We start from the raw sequence: 15,193 nt of genomic DNA, 5'->3' as shown, positions 1-15,193 counted from the left end.
GGCAAGCCCGCTCCCACAGGGACTTATGTGAAATTTGGATGTGCAGTGTTCAGACAAATCGCAGACAAAAAAAGCCCGATCTCGCTAAAGCGTTCAATCGGGCTACAGCACTCAGGAGCAAAAGTGCAAAGGGAGGTTCGATGCGCGTGGAACCTTGAAGGGGTTGCGCCAGGTCACTAGACCATCCAGCGATTATCTGGCGATTAACCGATCAAGCAACCTGAGACAATTTGGCGTTGGCCTGATTCAGGCCCTTTTCCTGGAAGTCACCGCCCAGGTTCATGCCCTCGGCATGGATAAAGGTCACGTCGTTGATGCCGATGAAACCCATGACCTGACGCAGGTACGGTTCCTGATGATCCGCAGGACCACCGGCATACACACCGCCGCGAGCGGTCAGGACAAAGGCACGCTTGCCGCTGAGCAGACCTTGCGGGCCAGTCTCGGTGTATTTGAAAGTCACTCCGGCGCGCAGCACATGATCGAGCCAGGCCTTTAGCGTGCTCGGGATCGCAAAGTTGTACATCGGTGCCGCCAGCACCAGCACATCGGCGGCGAGCAGCTCATCAGTCAATTGGTTGGAGCGGTCCAGCGACGCCTGTTCACTGTCGTTGCGCTGTTCGGCGGGCTTCATCCAGCCACCGAGCAAGTTGGCGTCCAGATGCGGCACCGGGTTCGCGGCGAGGTCACGCACGGTGATCTGATCGGCAGGGTGCGCGGCTTTCCACTGAGCGATGAAAGTCTGGGTCAGTTGACGGGAAACCGAGTCTTGCTGGCGGGCACTGCTTTCGATGATCAGAACGCGGGACATGGTGTGTAGCCTCCATCCGAATATGTTGTAAGTCGATGGAGTGAAGGTTAAACAGAGTCGAATCGATGAAAAAGCGCAAATATCCGCTGTAACCCATCGATAAATTAGTTTATAAGCTAAACCCACATACCGATGCTGGAGCGAGCCTGCTCGCGAAAGCGGAATGTGAGTCACATCATCTCTGGATGACGCTCCGTCTTCGCGAGCAGGCTCGCTCCCACAATGGATCCAAGGTGTTCAGAAGACCGAGCTTATTTCGGGGTGCAAGTCAGTTTGATGCGCAGCTTGATGATCTCGCGGGTGAACTTGGCCGTGGCGTTTTTATGCTTGCCGGCCGGCACATCGATGCTGCGCGTGCGTGGTGCTTCCGGGCCGTTGCTGAACACCGCACGGCAGGTCGCATCGACATCACCGTAGTTGGCCACGCGGATCGAGCCGATGTCGTTGTCGGTATCGAACGTCTCGAAGTCGATCTTCATGCCGTTGAGATCTTTCTGCACATCGATCGGATAGGCAAACGCGGTCAGCGGCAGCAGCGCCAGCACCACACAACAGAATTTTTTCATTCGGCAGTCTCCATGAGGGACGGCCAGCTTAGGACAAGAGGAGCTATTGATGAAAGCGCCCCGCGTGACCCTTGATCAATGGCGAACGTTGCAGGCCGTAGTCGACCACGGCGGATTCGCCCAGGCCGCCGAGGCCCTGCACCGTTCGCAATCATCGGTGAGCTACACCGTCGCCCGCATGCAGGATCAGCTCGGCGTGCCGTTGCTGCGCATCGACGGGCGCAAAGCCGTGCTCACCGAGGCCGGCGGCGTATTGCTGCGCCGTTCCCGGCAACTGGTGAAACAGGCCAGCCAACTCGAAGACCTCGCGCATCACATGGAGCAAGGCTGGGAAGCGGAAGTGCGGCTGGTGGTGGATGCGGCCTACCCGAGCGCGCGGATCGTCCGCGCCCTGACCGCCTTCATGCCGCAGAGTCGCGGCTGCCGCGTGCGTCTGCGCGAGGAAGTGTTGTCGGGGGTCGAGGAAGTGCTGCTCGAAGGCGTGGCGGATCTGGCCATCACCGGCCTGAGCATTCCGGGCTACCTGGGTGCGGAGTTGAGCGATGTCGAGTTCGTTGCCGTCGCCCACCCTGATCACCCGCTGCATCGGCTCAACCGCGAGCTGAGCTTTCAGGATCTGGAAACCCAGATGCAAGTGGTGATCCGCGACTCCGGCCGCCAGCAGCCGCGCGATGTCGGCTGGCTCGGCGCCGAACAGCGCTGGACCGTCGGCAGCCTCGCCACCGCCGCCACCTTTGTCAGCAGCGGCCTGGGCTTTGCCTGGCTGCCGCGACACATGATCGACCGCGAACTCAAGGATGGCTCGCTCAAGCTGCTACCGTTGGATCGGGGCGGCAGCCGCAATTCGAGCTTCTATCTGTATTCGAACAAGGACAAACCCCTGGGCCCGGCCACGCAAATCCTTATCGAATTGTTGCGCACCTTCGACACCTTGCCGCTGGACGCACCGTTTGCCGCACCAGAACAAGCCTGACACGGAGTTCACCGATGGCGTATTTCGAGCACGAAGGTTGCAACCTGCACTACGAGGAATATGGCCACGGTGCGCCGTTGCTGCTGGTTCACGGGCTCGGCTCGAGCACCCTGGACTGGGAAATGCAGATCCCGGCGCTAGCTGCGCACTACCGGGTGATCGTCCCGGACATTCGCGGCCACGGGCGCTCGGACAAACCCCGCGAGCGCTACAGCATCGCCGGGTTCAGCGCCGACCTGCTGGCCTTGATCGAGCACCTGCGCCTCGGCCCGGTACATTACGTCGGGCTGTCGATGGGCGGGATGATCGGCTTTCAACTCGCCGTCGATCAGCCGCAGGCACTCAAGAGCCTGACCATCGTCAACAGCGCACCTCAGGTCAAATTACGCAGCCGCGATGATTATTGGCAGTGGTTCAAACGCTGGAGCCTGATGCGCCTGCTCAGCCTGGAAACCATCGGCAAAGCCCTCGGCAGCAAACTTTTTCCCAAGTCGGAACAGGCCGATCTGCGGCGGAAAATGGCCGAACGCTGGGCAAAAAACGACAAACGTGCTTATCTCGCCAGCTTCGATGCGATCGTGGGCTGGGGCGTTCAGGAACGACTTTCCCGGGTGTCCTGTCCAACGCTCGTCATCAGCGCCGACCGTGACTACACACCGGTGGCGTTAAAGGAAACCTATGTAAAACTGCTGCCGGATGCGCGGCTGGTGGTCATTGACGACTCGCGCCATGCCACCCCGCTCGATCAACCCGAACGCTTCAATCACACGCTGCTGGATTTTCTCGCCACAGCCGACCTTTACTCTCAGGATCACTGACCCATGCTGAAAAAACTCGCCCTCGCCGCCGGCTCCGTACTGTTTGCCGCCAACCTGATGGCTGCTACCCCGGCCAAGGCGCCCCACGTGCTGCTGGACACCACCAACGGCCAGATCGAAATCGAACTGGACCCGGTCAAGGCACCGATCAGCACGAAGAACTTCCTTGAATACGTCGACAGCGGCTTCTACAACAACACCATTTTCCACCGCGTGATCCCGGGCTTCATGGCTCAGGGCGGCGGCTTCACCCAGCAAATGCAACAGAAAGACACCAAGGCGCCGATCAAGAACGAAGCCAGCAATGGCCTGCACAACGTTCGCGGTACCCTGTCGATGGCGCGTACTTCCAACCCTGATTCGGCGACCAGCCAGTTCTTCATCAACGTTGCCGACAACGCCTTCCTCGATCCGGGTCGTGACGCCGGTTACGCGGTGTTCGCCAAAGTGGTCAAGGGCATGGATGTCGTGGACATCATCGTCAACTCGCCGACCACCACCAAACAAGGCATGCAGAACGTGCCTGTCGACCCTGTGATCATCAAGTCGGCCAAGCGCATCGACTGAGTTTCACCGGGCATATCGAGCGGCGTGGGGCTGAGCCTGCGCCGCTCGCACTGATAAAAGGAGAGCCCGGATTCCGGGCGGTTATCTGATGCTCTATCGCCGTTTCGAACAACTGATCGATATCTTCCGCGACGCCCCGACGGCGTCCCCGCCGGACCGCGTCTGGCCCTTCTACGTCTATTACCTGAAGCAGGTCTGGCCGAGTTTCGCTGCCCTGCTCGTGGTCGGCCTGTTCGCCGCGTTGATCGAAGTAGCGCTGTTCAGTTACCTGAGCCGCATCATCGATCTGGCCCAAGGCACGCCCAACCCGAATTTCTTCAGCGACCACGCCCTCGAATTGACCTGGATGCTGGTGGTCGCCCTGGTGCTGCGACCGATTTTCTTCGGCCTGCACGACTTGCTGGTGCACCAGACCCTGAGCCCCGGCATGACCAGCATGATCCGCTGGCAAAACCACAGCTACGTGCTCAAGCAGAGCCTGAACTTCTTCCAGAACGACTTCGCCGGGCGCATCGCCCAGCGCATCATGCAGACCGGCAACTCGCTGCGCGACTCCGCCGTGCAAGCGGTCGATGCGCTGTGGCACGTGGTGATCTACGCGATCAGCTCGCTGGTGCTGTTCGCCGAAGCCGACTGGCGCCTGATGATTCCGTTGCTGACCTGGATCGTCGCTTACATCGGCGCGCTGTATTACTTCGTGCCGCGTGTGAAAGAGCGCTCGGTAGAGGCTTCTGACGCACGCTCGAAACTGATGGGCCGTATCGTCGACGGCTACACCAATATCGCCACGCTGAAACTGTTCGCCCACACCAACTTCGAACAGCACTACGCCAAGGAAGCGATCGAAGAACAGACCGTCAAAGCGCAAATGGCCGGTCGCGTGGTGACCAGCATGGACGTGGCGATCACCACCATGAACGGCCTGCTGATCGTCGGCACCACGGCGCTTGCCTTGTGGCTGTGGACGCAGTCGCTGATCACCGTCGGCGCGATTGCCCTGGCCACCGGCCTGGTGATTCGCATCGTCAACATGTCCGGCTGGATCATGTGGGTGGTCACCGGGATCTTCGAAAACATCGGCATGGTGCAGGACGGTCTGCGGACGATTTCGCAACCGGTCAGCGTCACCGACCGCGAGCAGGCCAAACCGCTGGCCGTCGCCTCGGGCGAAGTGCGTTTCGAGCACGTGGATTTCCACTACGGGAAGAAGCGCGGGATCATCGGCGACCTCAATCTGAGCATCAAACCGGGGGAAAAAATCGGTTTGATCGGCCCGTCCGGCGCCGGCAAATCGACTCTGGTCAACCTTCTCCTGCGCCTGTACGACGTCGAGGGCGGACGCATCCTGATCGATGGGCAAAACATCGCCGAAGTCGGCCAGGAAAGCCTGCGCGCACGGATCGGCATGATCACTCAGGACACCTCGCTGCTGCATCGCTCGATACGCGACAACTTGCTCTACGGCAAACCGGATGCGACCGACGCCGAGCTGTGGGAGGCCGTGCACAAGGCTCGCGCCGATGAGTTCATCCCGCTGCTGTCCGACGCTGAAGGCCGTACCGGTTTCGATGCGCATGTCGGCGAGCGCGGGGTGAAACTGTCCGGCGGTCAGCGCCAGCGCATCGCGATCGCGCGGGTGCTGCTCAAGGACGCGCCGATCCTGATCATGGACGAAGCCACCTCGGCGCTGGATTCGGAAGTCGAAGCGGCGATTCAGGAAAGCCTCGAGACCTTGATGCAGGGCAAAACCGTGATCGCTATCGCCCACCGCCTCTCGACCATCGCGCGCATGGACCGCTTGGTGGTGCTGGAGAACGGCAAGATCGCCGAAAGCGGCACCCACGCCGAACTGCTCGCCCATCGCGGCTTGTATGCGCGGTTGTGGGCGCACCAGACCGGAGGCTTTGTCGGCATCGACTGATCGCGCGATACGATCGTTCCCACGCTCTGCGTGGGAATGCAGCCCGTGACGCTCCGCGTCACTGGACGCTCCGCGTCCCTTGAGGCATTCCCACGCAGAGCGTGGGAACGATCAGCGTTAACTGACACACCGCCTTCGCGAGCAGGCTCGCTCCCACAGGGGATCTGGAACTACGTTTGGCGATAGGGCAACGCTGTCCGGGCCTCTTCGGCGTAGGCCAGAACCCCGGCACGCTCTTGCTGGAGAAAATCCTTTACCGCCGCTTTCAACCCCGGATGGCGCAGGTAGTGCCAGGAATGGGTGATCACCGGTTCGAAGCCGCGAATCAACTTGTGCTCGCCCTGCGCCCCGGCATCGAAACGCTGGATGCCATGGGCAATCGCGTAATCCATGCCCTGATAAAAACACGTCTCGAAATGCAGCCGATCAAACTCGGCCAGGCAGCCCCAATAACGGCCGTAGAAACTGTCGCCACCGACCAGACTGAACGCCATCGCCACCGGCCGTGAGCCCTGTTTGGCCAGGACCACGCGAATCGCTTCGGGCATGCGTTCAGCCAGTAGACTGAAGAACTCCCGCGTCAGATACGGCGCCTGCCGCCGCACCGCGTAAGTATTGGCATAGCAGGCGTAAACAAAGTCCCACTGTGCCTCGTCCAGCTCACGCCCCTGCAACCACTCGAACTCAAAGCCCTGCCCCGCCACTTGCTCGCGTTCCTTGCGCATCTGTTTGCGCTTGCGTGAGCTGAGGGCGTCGAGGAAATCCTGAAAGTCGCGGTAACCACGGTTTTGCCAGTGATACTGACAGCCGATGCGCTGCAGCCAGCCCGGCTGTTCCGCCATCGCCGCGTCGGTAAACGGATCGGTGAAGTTGATGTGCGCGCTGGAAAGTTCTTCGATCTGCAAATAGCCCGGCAGGCTTTTCAGCAACTCGAAACCGTCCTCCACTGTTGCCGCCAGCAAGCGCGGCCCGCTGACTGGACTGAACGGCACGGCGGTCAACAGTTTGGGGTAGTAATCGATGCCGGCACGGGCGCAGGCGTCGGCCCAGCCGTGATCGAAGACGTACTCGCCGTAGGAGTGCCATTTGCGGTAACTGGGCAGCGCGGCGATCAGTCGATCATCTTCGATATGCAGTAAATGTTCGGGCTGCCAGCCTGAATGCGGGCCGACACTGCCGCTGTCTTCCAGCGCGCTGAGGAAGGCGTGACGCAGAAACGGCTGGTTGTCCGGCACCAGCGCATCCCAGCTTGCCGGGGCGATTTCTGACAGGTCTTGCAGGCGTTGCAACGGCATTCACTGGCACTCCACAGCTTGGCGACAAAGCCCGGCGAGTATCGCTGATCGCGGCCCGGTTGCACACGCTCAATCGGCCGACAGCGCTCTAGGTCGATAGTTCACGCTCGATACGCATCGTCATCAACCTGCCATCACTGTGCCACCGCTCTGTCATAAACCATCGCGATACTGGCGCCTGTTTTTAGAGCGCCGGGTTCTAACCCGGACACAGTTTTCCGGCCTTCAGGCCGGTTGTGCCCAGGATGGTTCAGCCATCCCCTTCATCTTCGGAGATTGCTATGCGTCTTGCTTCCACGAAAACTGCAGCGGCCCTGTGCGGCGGCTTGTTGCTGGCCATGAGCGTTCCGGCCAGTGCTGCAGTCGACGCCAAACTGCTCGACATGCTCAAGGCCAACGGGTCGATTTCCCAGGCGCAGTACATCGAGCTGCAAACAGAACTGGCCAAGGATCAGAAGGCTCAGCAAATCGCCCAACAGGCGCAGCAGGAAACCAACGAACAAGTGGCGGCGGTCGCGAAGAAGACCAACGAACAGAGCCTGTTCGACCAGAAACTGGCCTGGGCGGCCAAGACTCAGTTCAAGGGCGATGTACGTATCCGTCAGGAAACCATCAAGATCGACGGCGAGCCAAACAACGGCGGCCGCGACAAGGATCGCCAGCGCATCCGTGCGCGTCTGGGCGCCTACACCGAGATCAACCCGCAAGTCGACACCGGCATCCGTATCGCCACTGGCGGTGGCGACGACGCGCGCTCGACCAACCAGGATCAGGACAACTACTTCGACAAGAAGCAGATCTGGCTCGACCTCGGCTACATCGACTACCACCCGGATCAGATCAAGAACCTGCACGTGATCGGCGGCAAGATGCTGCAACCGTGGGTCAGCATGGGCGACGTGATCTGGGACAGCGACATCAACCCGGAAGGTCTGGCCGTTACCTACAAGTATCCACTGGGCGGTAGCGCCGAACTGTTCGGCAGCCTGGGTAACTACAACCTCAAGGACAATGTTGACGGCGACGGCGTGCAATTCCGCCACGACCTGCGCCTGACCGCTGGCCAGTTGGGCAGCCGCTTCAACATCACCGACAACCTGAAAATGACCTTGGGCGGCAGCGTCTACGCCTACCAGAACGACGAAGACAGCCGCTGCACAGGCACCTCGACGCCGTGTGCACTGGCGGTCAACGGCAACTCGGCGAACAACGAATTCCGTCTGTATGAAGGGTTCAGCCAGATCGACATCGGCGGCCTGCCAATGCCACTGTCGTTCTACGGCCAGTACGTGAAGAACAACGATGCCGTGACCGATCAGGACACTGCATGGTTGCTCGGTGCCAAGTCGAAAGTGTTCGGTTTCAACCTCGACTACAACTATCGCGACGTGCAGCGCAACGCCGTGGTCGGCGCCTTCACCGACTCCGACTTCGCCAACGGCACCACCGGTTCGCGCGGGCACAAGTTCAAGGTCGGTTACGACATCGACAAGAACTTCGCCGTCGGCGCCACGTACTTCCTGACCAAGGCCGACTTCGCCAGCCGTGGCCAGCGCGATGCCGACGCCAACACCCTGCAGCTGGACGCTGAAGCGAAGTTCTAGGAAAACAGCTGCAAGCTTCGAGCGACAAGCTGCAAGTCACCGCTCCCCTTGCGACTTGTCGTTCGAAGCTGATGTCCTGCAGCCCGGTGCAATGCCAGCGATCCCCATCATCCGTTCGCTGACGCTGCCCCGGGCTGACTCTTTCAAGGACTGTCGTCGCGCCTCTGCGCCGCCAGGCGTTCAGCCAAAGCATCCACTCCCTCTTCCGGTTTTTCCGGCAGCGCCTTCAGGGTTGACTGCATCACGCGCATCTGCCGCATGAAGCGCCGGCAGTTGGGGCAGAACAACAGGTGATGACGCACCATCAGCGTCTCGCGAAAGCTCAGTTGGCCATCGAGATAATCGCTGGATCGTGCCACTTGCTCCTTGCAGGTCAGCATTCTCCTGTCTCCTCAAAATGTTCCACGGTCGCAAAAACCTTCAAGCGTGCCCGGTGCAGCAGCACGCGGACATTGGAGAGCGAGATCTCCAGAAGATTACAGATCTCTTCCAGCTCCAGGCCCTGGCGTTCGCGCAGCAGCAGAACACTGCTCTGCAACTCGGACAAACTCAGCAAGGTGTGTTCGAGGCATTCGCGCAGTTCGTTTTCGGTGAGCAGCGCTTCGGGGGTGTCCTGGTGCCAGGCGAACGGCGCGACCAGCCAGTGACCATCGCTGGAAGAGAAGCGATCGTCACCGATGGTGCCGTGGGGCGATGGCAGGTCGTCGAGCAGGACTTCCCGGCGATTGAGCTTGTAGCGGCTCTTGGCCGAATTGGCGGTGATGGTCAGCAACCAGGTCTTGAGGCTGGAGCGGCCTTCGAAACTGGCCAGATGGCGCACCACCGACAGCCAGGCATCCTGCACCACTTCTTCGACATGACGCTGGCCGACAATCGCGTAAGCCACCGCGCGCATCGCGCTCTGATACGTGGTGACCAGTTCCTTGAAAGCCTTTTGCTCCCCCGCCAGCAGGCGCGTGAGCAGTTGGTTGTCGTCAGCCGCCATCCATCAATCCCCTTGTCCGGACTTCGAAAATGAACGCGGCAGGTGCTCACCTGCCGCGATGTCCGAAAAATTACAGCGTTTCAGCCGCTTCGAATGTAGGAAAGATCGACGCGATTAAGGGGAAATTAACCTGTTTCAGCGTTTGCGCAGCAACACGCTACCAATCGAGTAACCGGCGCCGAACGAACTGAGTACCGCCAGCGATCCTGAGGCCAGATCATCCTGATATTTGTGAAAGGCGATGACCGAACCGGCCGAGCTGGTGTTGGCGTAGCTGTCGAGAATCACCGGCGCTTCTTCTTCGGTGGCTTCGCGGCCGAGCAGCTTGCGCACGATCAGGTGGTTCATGCTCAGGTTGGCCTGGTGCAGCCAGAAACGCTTCACGTCGCCAACGTTGAGCTGGTTCTCTTCCAGGTGCTCGCCAATCAGCTCGGCGACCATCGGGCAGACATCCTTGAACACCTTGCGGCCTTCCTGGACGAACAGCTTGTCGCGGGCACCGATGCCCTCTTCTGCCGCGCGGTTGAGGAAGCCGAAGTTGTTGCGGATGTTGTTGGAGAACTTGGTCAGCAGTTTGGTGCTGACCACGTCGAACTGAAACTCGGAGGTCGCCAGATCCGCGCGTTCGATGATCACCGCAGTCGCGGCATCGCCGAAGATGAAATGGCTGTCGCGATCACGGAAGTTCAGGTGCCCGGTGCAGACTTCCGGATTGACCATCAGGATCGCCCGCGCCTGGCCCAGTTGCACGCTGTTGGCGGCGGCCTGGATGCCGAAAGTGGCCGAAGAACACGCCACGTTCATGTCGAAGCCGAAACCCTGAATGCCCAGTGCTTCCTGGACTTCGATGGCGATGGCCGGGTAGGCACGTTGCAGGTTGGAGCAAGCAACGATCACACCGTCGATATCGGCGGCGGTTTTGCCGGCACGTTGCAGGGCTTGTTCGGCAGCGCCGACAGCCATTTGGCAGAGCACCGACCATTCATCATTGGAACGCTCGGGCAGGCGCGGGGCCATGCGCAGCGGATCGAGAATGCCGTCCTTGTCCATGACAAAGCGACTCTTGATGCCCGAGGCTTTTTCGATGAACGCAGCGCTGGATTCGGTCAGGGCCTGGACTTCGCCGCTGGCAATGGCCTCGGCGTTATCGGCGTTGAACTGGGCGACATAGGTATTGAAAGACTGCACCAGCTCTTCGTTGGAGATGCTGTTGGCCGGTGTGTACAGGCCGGTGCCGCTGATGACGACGTTATGCATGGTCGTTTCTCTAATTTGTTCAGGCAGAAAGTGCTGGAACCGTCGTACCAACACGCAAAGGGTCTATTCCCATCCGGGGGACGCAAACCTGGCATCGTTTTATTGCGCAGCGCGACACGGCGAAGGCTCTGGGTCGCGAAACGGCGGGTTATGGTGGCGAAGTTTGCCATAAACCCGAGGTTTTGGCGCCGTTCTCAAGCACAACTGCCATTCACTCCATGAACTCAACTCTGTGGCGAGGGGATTTATCCCCGTTCGACTGCGAAGCAGTCGCTAACCCACCACGCTCGGTATCTGATGAACCGAGGCGTAGATTTTGGGGCGGCTTCGCCACCCAACGGGGATAAATCCCCTCGCCACAAAGACCACTTCCACAGGGGGATTGTGTATGGCTGCAGGTCAAGGCTCGACCTGGCTCCACTGTTTGCTCAGGCGCTTGTCAGAAATCGGCACTTTGGTGCCCAATTGTTGGGCAAACAGCGACACGCGGTATTCCTCCAGCCACCAGCGGTACAACTCCAGTTGCGGATCGCGCTTGCCTTCCTGCGCATGCTTGGCCGCGCGGGCCTGATATTGCGCCCACAGGCCAGCGAGTTCGCCGCTCCAGACCCGATCTTTCTGCACTTGTGCGCCAAGTTTCTCGAAACGCTGCTCGACCGCTTTCAGGTAACGCGGCAACTCCTTGAGCCACTGCATCGGCGTTTCGCGAACGAAGCCCGGATAGACCAGATTGCCGATCTGCTGCTTGATGTCGTTGAGTGCCACCGCTTGCGCCAGATCGATCTTGCCCTTGAAGCGCTTTTGCAGACCGTGCCAGATCTTGAGGATTTCCAAAGTCAGCCGCGCGACACGTTCGGCGTGCTCGGTCCAGTCGCCGCGTTTGCGCTCGGCCAATGCCGCCAATCCGGCGCCATCCCGGGGCAACGGGTCTTCGCCTTCGAGAATGCAGCTGTCGAGGCTGGCCAGCAGAATGTCTTCGACCAGCGCATCGACCCGGCCCAGTTCGCGATACAGCAAGCCCAGTTCAGTCTGCCCGGGCAACTTGCCCCGGAGGAATTTAGCCGGCTCGGCCAGTTGCTGCATGAGCAAGCGCTGCAAGGCCCGACGATGCTGGAACTCGGCTTCGGCCGGGGTCGAGAAGCGCCCTTCCTTGACCGCGCCGCCCTCTTCCACCAGCGCCGGGTACACCGTCATCGACAGCCCGGCGATCTTCTGCTGGGTCTTTTCCGCCACCGGGGCAAAGACTTTTGCCTCGACCGGTTGCTGACTTTTCGCACTCTGCGGCACCGCCAGCGCGGCCTGGCTGGCTTCGGCGAAGCGTGCGGTCAGCTCAGCCAGATCGCGGCCCTCGCCAAGGAACTTGCCCTGGCCATCGACGATTTCCAGGTTCATGCGCAGATGGCTCTCAACCTGCTGCGCCGCTTCCGACCACGCTTCATCGCTGACCCGCGCGCCGGTCATGCGCAGCAGCTCGCGACCGAGCGCTTGCGGCAGCGAACCTTCGGCGAAAGTCATGCGCTGCAACGCGGCCTTGATGAAGTCCGGCACCGGCACGAAGTTCTTGCGCAGGGCTTTCGGCAGGTTGCGCACCAGAGCAATGCACTTGGCCTCGATCAGGCCCGGTACCAACCATTCCAGACGCTCCGGCGGCAGCATCGGCAGCAGCGGCGCCGGCGCGCGCAAGGTCACGCCGTCGCGCGGGTGATTGGGTTCGAAATGGTAGGTCAGCGCCAGTTCCAGATCGCCAATGTGCAACGTGTCCGGGTAATCACGGGCGGTGACTTCACTGGCCTCGCGGGCCAACACATCTTCTTCGCGCATGATCAACAGCTGCGGATCTTTCTGGCTGTTGACCTTGTACCAACTGTCGAAGGTCGCGGTCTGGTGGATCTCCGCCGGCAGACGTGCATCGTAGAAGGCGTACAAAGTTTCTTCGTCGGCGAGAATATCGCGACGGCGAGCCTTGGCCTCCAGTTCGTCGAGCTGCTCCAGCAGTTTTTGATTGGCGCTCAGGCATTTGGCCCGCGACTGAATCTCGCCGCGCACCAAGCCTTCGCGGATAAACAGCTCACGGGATACCACCGGATCGACCGGGCCGTAATGCACCGGGCGGCGACCGACGACGATCAGACCGAACAGGGTGATCTGCTCGTAGGCGACGACCTGGCCGCGCTTCTTTTCCCAATGCGGCTCGAAGTGGTTCTTCTTGATCAGGTGTCCGGCCAGCGGTTCGATCCAGTCGGCGTCGATCTTGGCGACCATGCGCGCGTAAAGCTTGGTGGTTTCCACCAGCTCAGCGGTCATCAGCCACTGCGGGCGCTTCTTGCCGATGCCCGACGACGGATGAATCCAGAAGCGCCGTTGGCGGGCGCCGAGGTAATCGCCGTCTTCGGTTTTCTGGCCGATCTGGCTGAGCAAGCCGACCAGCACCGCTTTGTGCAGCTTCGGATAATCCGCCGGCTCTTTATTCAGACTCAACTGCATGTCGCGGCAGATCAGGCTCAACTGACGATGCGAATCACGCCACTCGCGCAGACGCAAATAGTTGAGGAAATTCTTCCGGCACCAATTGCGCAGCGGATTGGCGGTCAGCGCCTGGCGTTGCTCTTCAAAACCACGCCACAGATTGACCAGCCCGGCGAAGTCGGAATCCGGATCCTTCCATTGCGCGTGGGCCTGATCCGCCGCTTGCTGACGCTCCGGCGGACGCTCGCGCGGGTCCTGAATCGACATGGCGCTGGCGACGATCAGCACTTCCTGCAGACTACCGAGCTTGGCCGCTTCGAGGAGCATGCGGCCCATGCGCGGGTCGACCGGCAAGCGCGCCAACTGGCGACCGAGTGGCGTCAGCTGACTGTTGCGATCGACTGCGGAAAGCTCTTGCAGCAGGTTGAAACCGTCACTGATCGCCTTGCCGTCCGGCGGCTCGATAAACGGAAACGCAGTAATTTCGCCGAGACGCAGATGGAGCATCTGCAAAATAACGGCGGCGAGGTTGGTACGCAGAATTTCCGGGTCGGTAAATTCTGGACGACCGAGGAAATCCTCTTCGCTGTACAACCGCACGCAGATGCCCGGCTCAACCCGCCCGCAACGACCTTTACGTTGATTGGCGCTGGCCTGGGAAATCGCTTCGATCGGCAAGCGTTGGACCTTGGCCCGATAGCTGTAACGGCTGATGCGCGCAGTGCCGCTGTCGATCACGTAGCGAATGCCCGGCACGGTCAGCGAGGTTTCGGCGACGTTGGTCGCCAGCACGACGCGGCGGCCCGGGTGCGACTGGAAAATCCGCTGCTGTTCAGCCGGCGACAGGCGCGCGTACAGCGGCAGGATTTCGGTGTGCTTGAGCTGGGCCTTGCGCAGCATATCGGCGGCGTCGCGAATCTCGCGCTCACCGGGCAGGAACACCAGCACATCACCCGGACTGCGGCGTTCGCTGCGCTCGTAGGCGGCGATTTCGTCGAGGGTGGCGAGGATCGCCTGATCGACCGTGAGGTCGTCCTCGACCCGGTTGCCCTCTTCGTCCTGCTCCAGCGTCAACGGCCGATACCAGGTTTCCACCGGGAACGTGCGACCGGACACTTCGACAATCGGCGCATCATCGAAATGCTTGGAGAAGCGCTCCAGATCGATGGTCGCCGAGGTGATGATGACCTTCAGATCCGGGCGACGCGGCAGCAGTGTTTTCAGGTAGCCGAGGAGGAAGTCGATATTGAGGCTGCGTTCGTGGGCTTCGTCGACGATGATCGTGTCGTAGCGTTCCAGATAACGATCGTTCTGAGTTTCCGCCAGCAGAATGCCGTCGGTCATCAGTTTGATCAGGGTGTTGGAATCGCTTTGATCTTCAAACCGCACCTGATAGCCGACCAGCGCACCGAGGGGCGTGCCGAGTTCTTCGGCAACGCGGCTGGCGACGCTGCGCGCGGCGATCCGACGCGGCTGGGTGTGGCCGATCAGACCATGCTGGCCACGCCCGATTTCCAGACAGATCTTCGGCAGCTGAGTGGTTTTACCCGAGCCAGTTTCGCCGGCGATGATCAGCACCTGATGTTGCTCCAGGGCCGTTTTGATCTCGTCGCGCTTGGCCGCAATCGGCAAATTGTCGTCGTAACGAATCACCGGCAGGCTCGCACGGCGCGCCGCCACCTGATCACAGGACGCCTGCATCCGCGCTATCCACTGCGCCAGTTTGGCCTCGTCGGGTTTCTTGCGCAGCTCAAGCAACTGCCGCCGCAGCCGATGACGGTCAGCGAGCATGGCGTGATCGAGGTTTTTCAGCAGTTTGTCGATGGAGGGCGATTCGTCGGTCATCGGGTAGGCAATTCGGTCGTCTGTTTATGCAGGGGGCGGATTGTCGCAGAAAAGCAGCTGCAAGCGCCAAGCTACAAGCCGCAAG

Annotated in this window: 12 protein-coding genes; 5 read left to right on the top strand and 7 right to left on the bottom strand. The window is 60.7% G+C overall.

The genetic code is table 11. From position 1 onward, the window contains the following. Positions 1–211: 211 nt before the first annotated feature. On the bottom strand, positions 212–811 hold the full coding sequence (locus ACZZZ4_RS15980; RefSeq protein ID WP_076566485.1) for an FMN-dependent NADH-azoreductase: 600 nt from the start codon (positions 809–811) through the stop codon (positions 212–214). Between the two features lie 251 nt (positions 812–1,062). Next, complete coding sequence (locus ACZZZ4_RS15975) at positions 1,063–1,377, bottom strand: 3-phosphoglycerate kinase (RefSeq protein ID WP_129998982.1); 315 nt, start codon at positions 1,375–1,377, stop codon at positions 1,063–1,065. Between the two features lie 49 nt (positions 1,378–1,426). Here ACZZZ4_RS15975 and ACZZZ4_RS15970 point away from each other — a divergent pair, with 49 nt between their 5' ends. From ACZZZ4_RS15970 to ACZZZ4_RS15955, 4 genes are all read left to right on the top strand, one after another. Continuing rightward, positions 1,427–2,350, top strand: coding sequence for a LysR family transcriptional regulator (locus ACZZZ4_RS15970; protein ID WP_016771199.1), 924 nt, complete (start codon positions 1,427–1,429; stop codon positions 2,348–2,350). A 14-nt stretch (positions 2,351–2,364) separates the two neighbouring features. After that, positions 2,365–3,168, top strand: coding sequence for an alpha/beta fold hydrolase (locus ACZZZ4_RS15965; RefSeq protein ID WP_463548211.1), 804 nt, complete (start codon positions 2,365–2,367; stop codon positions 3,166–3,168). A gap of 3 nt (positions 3,169–3,171) precedes the next feature. Beyond that, positions 3,172–3,735, top strand: coding sequence for a peptidylprolyl isomerase (locus ACZZZ4_RS15960; protein ID WP_039760996.1), 564 nt, complete (start codon positions 3,172–3,174; stop codon positions 3,733–3,735). Between the two features lie 88 nt (positions 3,736–3,823). Continuing rightward, positions 3,824–5,656: an ABC transporter ATP-binding protein gene (locus ACZZZ4_RS15955; RefSeq protein ID WP_463548210.1), complete on the top strand. Its 1,833-nt coding sequence runs from the start codon at positions 3,824–3,826 to the stop codon at positions 5,654–5,656. Between the two features lie 170 nt (positions 5,657–5,826). On the opposite strand, the gene ACZZZ4_RS15950 is transcribed toward ACZZZ4_RS15955, so the two are convergent. Further along, positions 5,827–6,951 carry a GNAT family N-acetyltransferase gene (locus tag ACZZZ4_RS15950; protein ID WP_463548209.1) on the bottom strand — a complete coding sequence of 375 codons (1,125 nt, stop codon included), beginning with the start codon at positions 6,949–6,951 and terminating at the stop codon, positions 5,827–5,829. A gap of 281 nt (positions 6,952–7,232) precedes the next feature. On the opposite strand from ACZZZ4_RS15950, the gene ACZZZ4_RS15945 reads away from it, so the two are divergent. After that, on the top strand, positions 7,233–8,555 hold the full coding sequence (locus ACZZZ4_RS15945; protein ID WP_039760990.1) for a putative porin: 1,323 nt from the start codon (positions 7,233–7,235) through the stop codon (positions 8,553–8,555). Positions 8,556–8,698: 143 nt separating this feature from the next. Here ACZZZ4_RS15945 and ACZZZ4_RS15940 read toward each other — a convergent pair whose 3' ends face one another. The 4 genes from ACZZZ4_RS15940 to hrpA all read right to left on the bottom strand — a co-directional run bounded on the left by ACZZZ4_RS15940 (position 8,699) and on the right by hrpA (position 15,108). Then, positions 8,699–8,935: an anti-sigma factor family protein gene (locus ACZZZ4_RS15940; protein ID WP_463548208.1), complete on the bottom strand. Its 237-nt coding sequence runs from the start codon at positions 8,933–8,935 to the stop codon at positions 8,699–8,701. Further along, positions 8,929–9,540, bottom strand: coding sequence for an RNA polymerase sigma factor (locus ACZZZ4_RS15935; RefSeq protein WP_415763366.1), 612 nt, complete (start codon positions 9,538–9,540; stop codon positions 8,929–8,931). The genes ACZZZ4_RS15940 and ACZZZ4_RS15935 overlap by 7 nt, the downstream gene beginning before the upstream one ends. Before the next feature lie 135 nt (positions 9,541–9,675). Beyond that, the gene (locus tag ACZZZ4_RS15930) at positions 9,676–10,797 is read right to left on the bottom strand and encodes a beta-ketoacyl-ACP synthase III (RefSeq protein ID WP_039760985.1); all 1,122 of its coding nucleotides are present in this window, start codon (positions 10,795–10,797) and stop codon (positions 9,676–9,678) included. 399 nt (positions 10,798–11,196) lie between these two features. Further along, positions 11,197–15,108, bottom strand: coding sequence for an ATP-dependent RNA helicase HrpA (gene hrpA / locus ACZZZ4_RS15925; protein WP_463548207.1), 3,912 nt, complete (start codon positions 15,106–15,108; stop codon positions 11,197–11,199). Positions 15,109–15,193 lie beyond the last annotated feature (85 nt).

The sequence above is a fragment of the Pseudomonas sp. AC252 genome, assembly GCF_979258105.1.
This window is presented reverse-complemented; position numbering and strand designations above follow the sequence as displayed.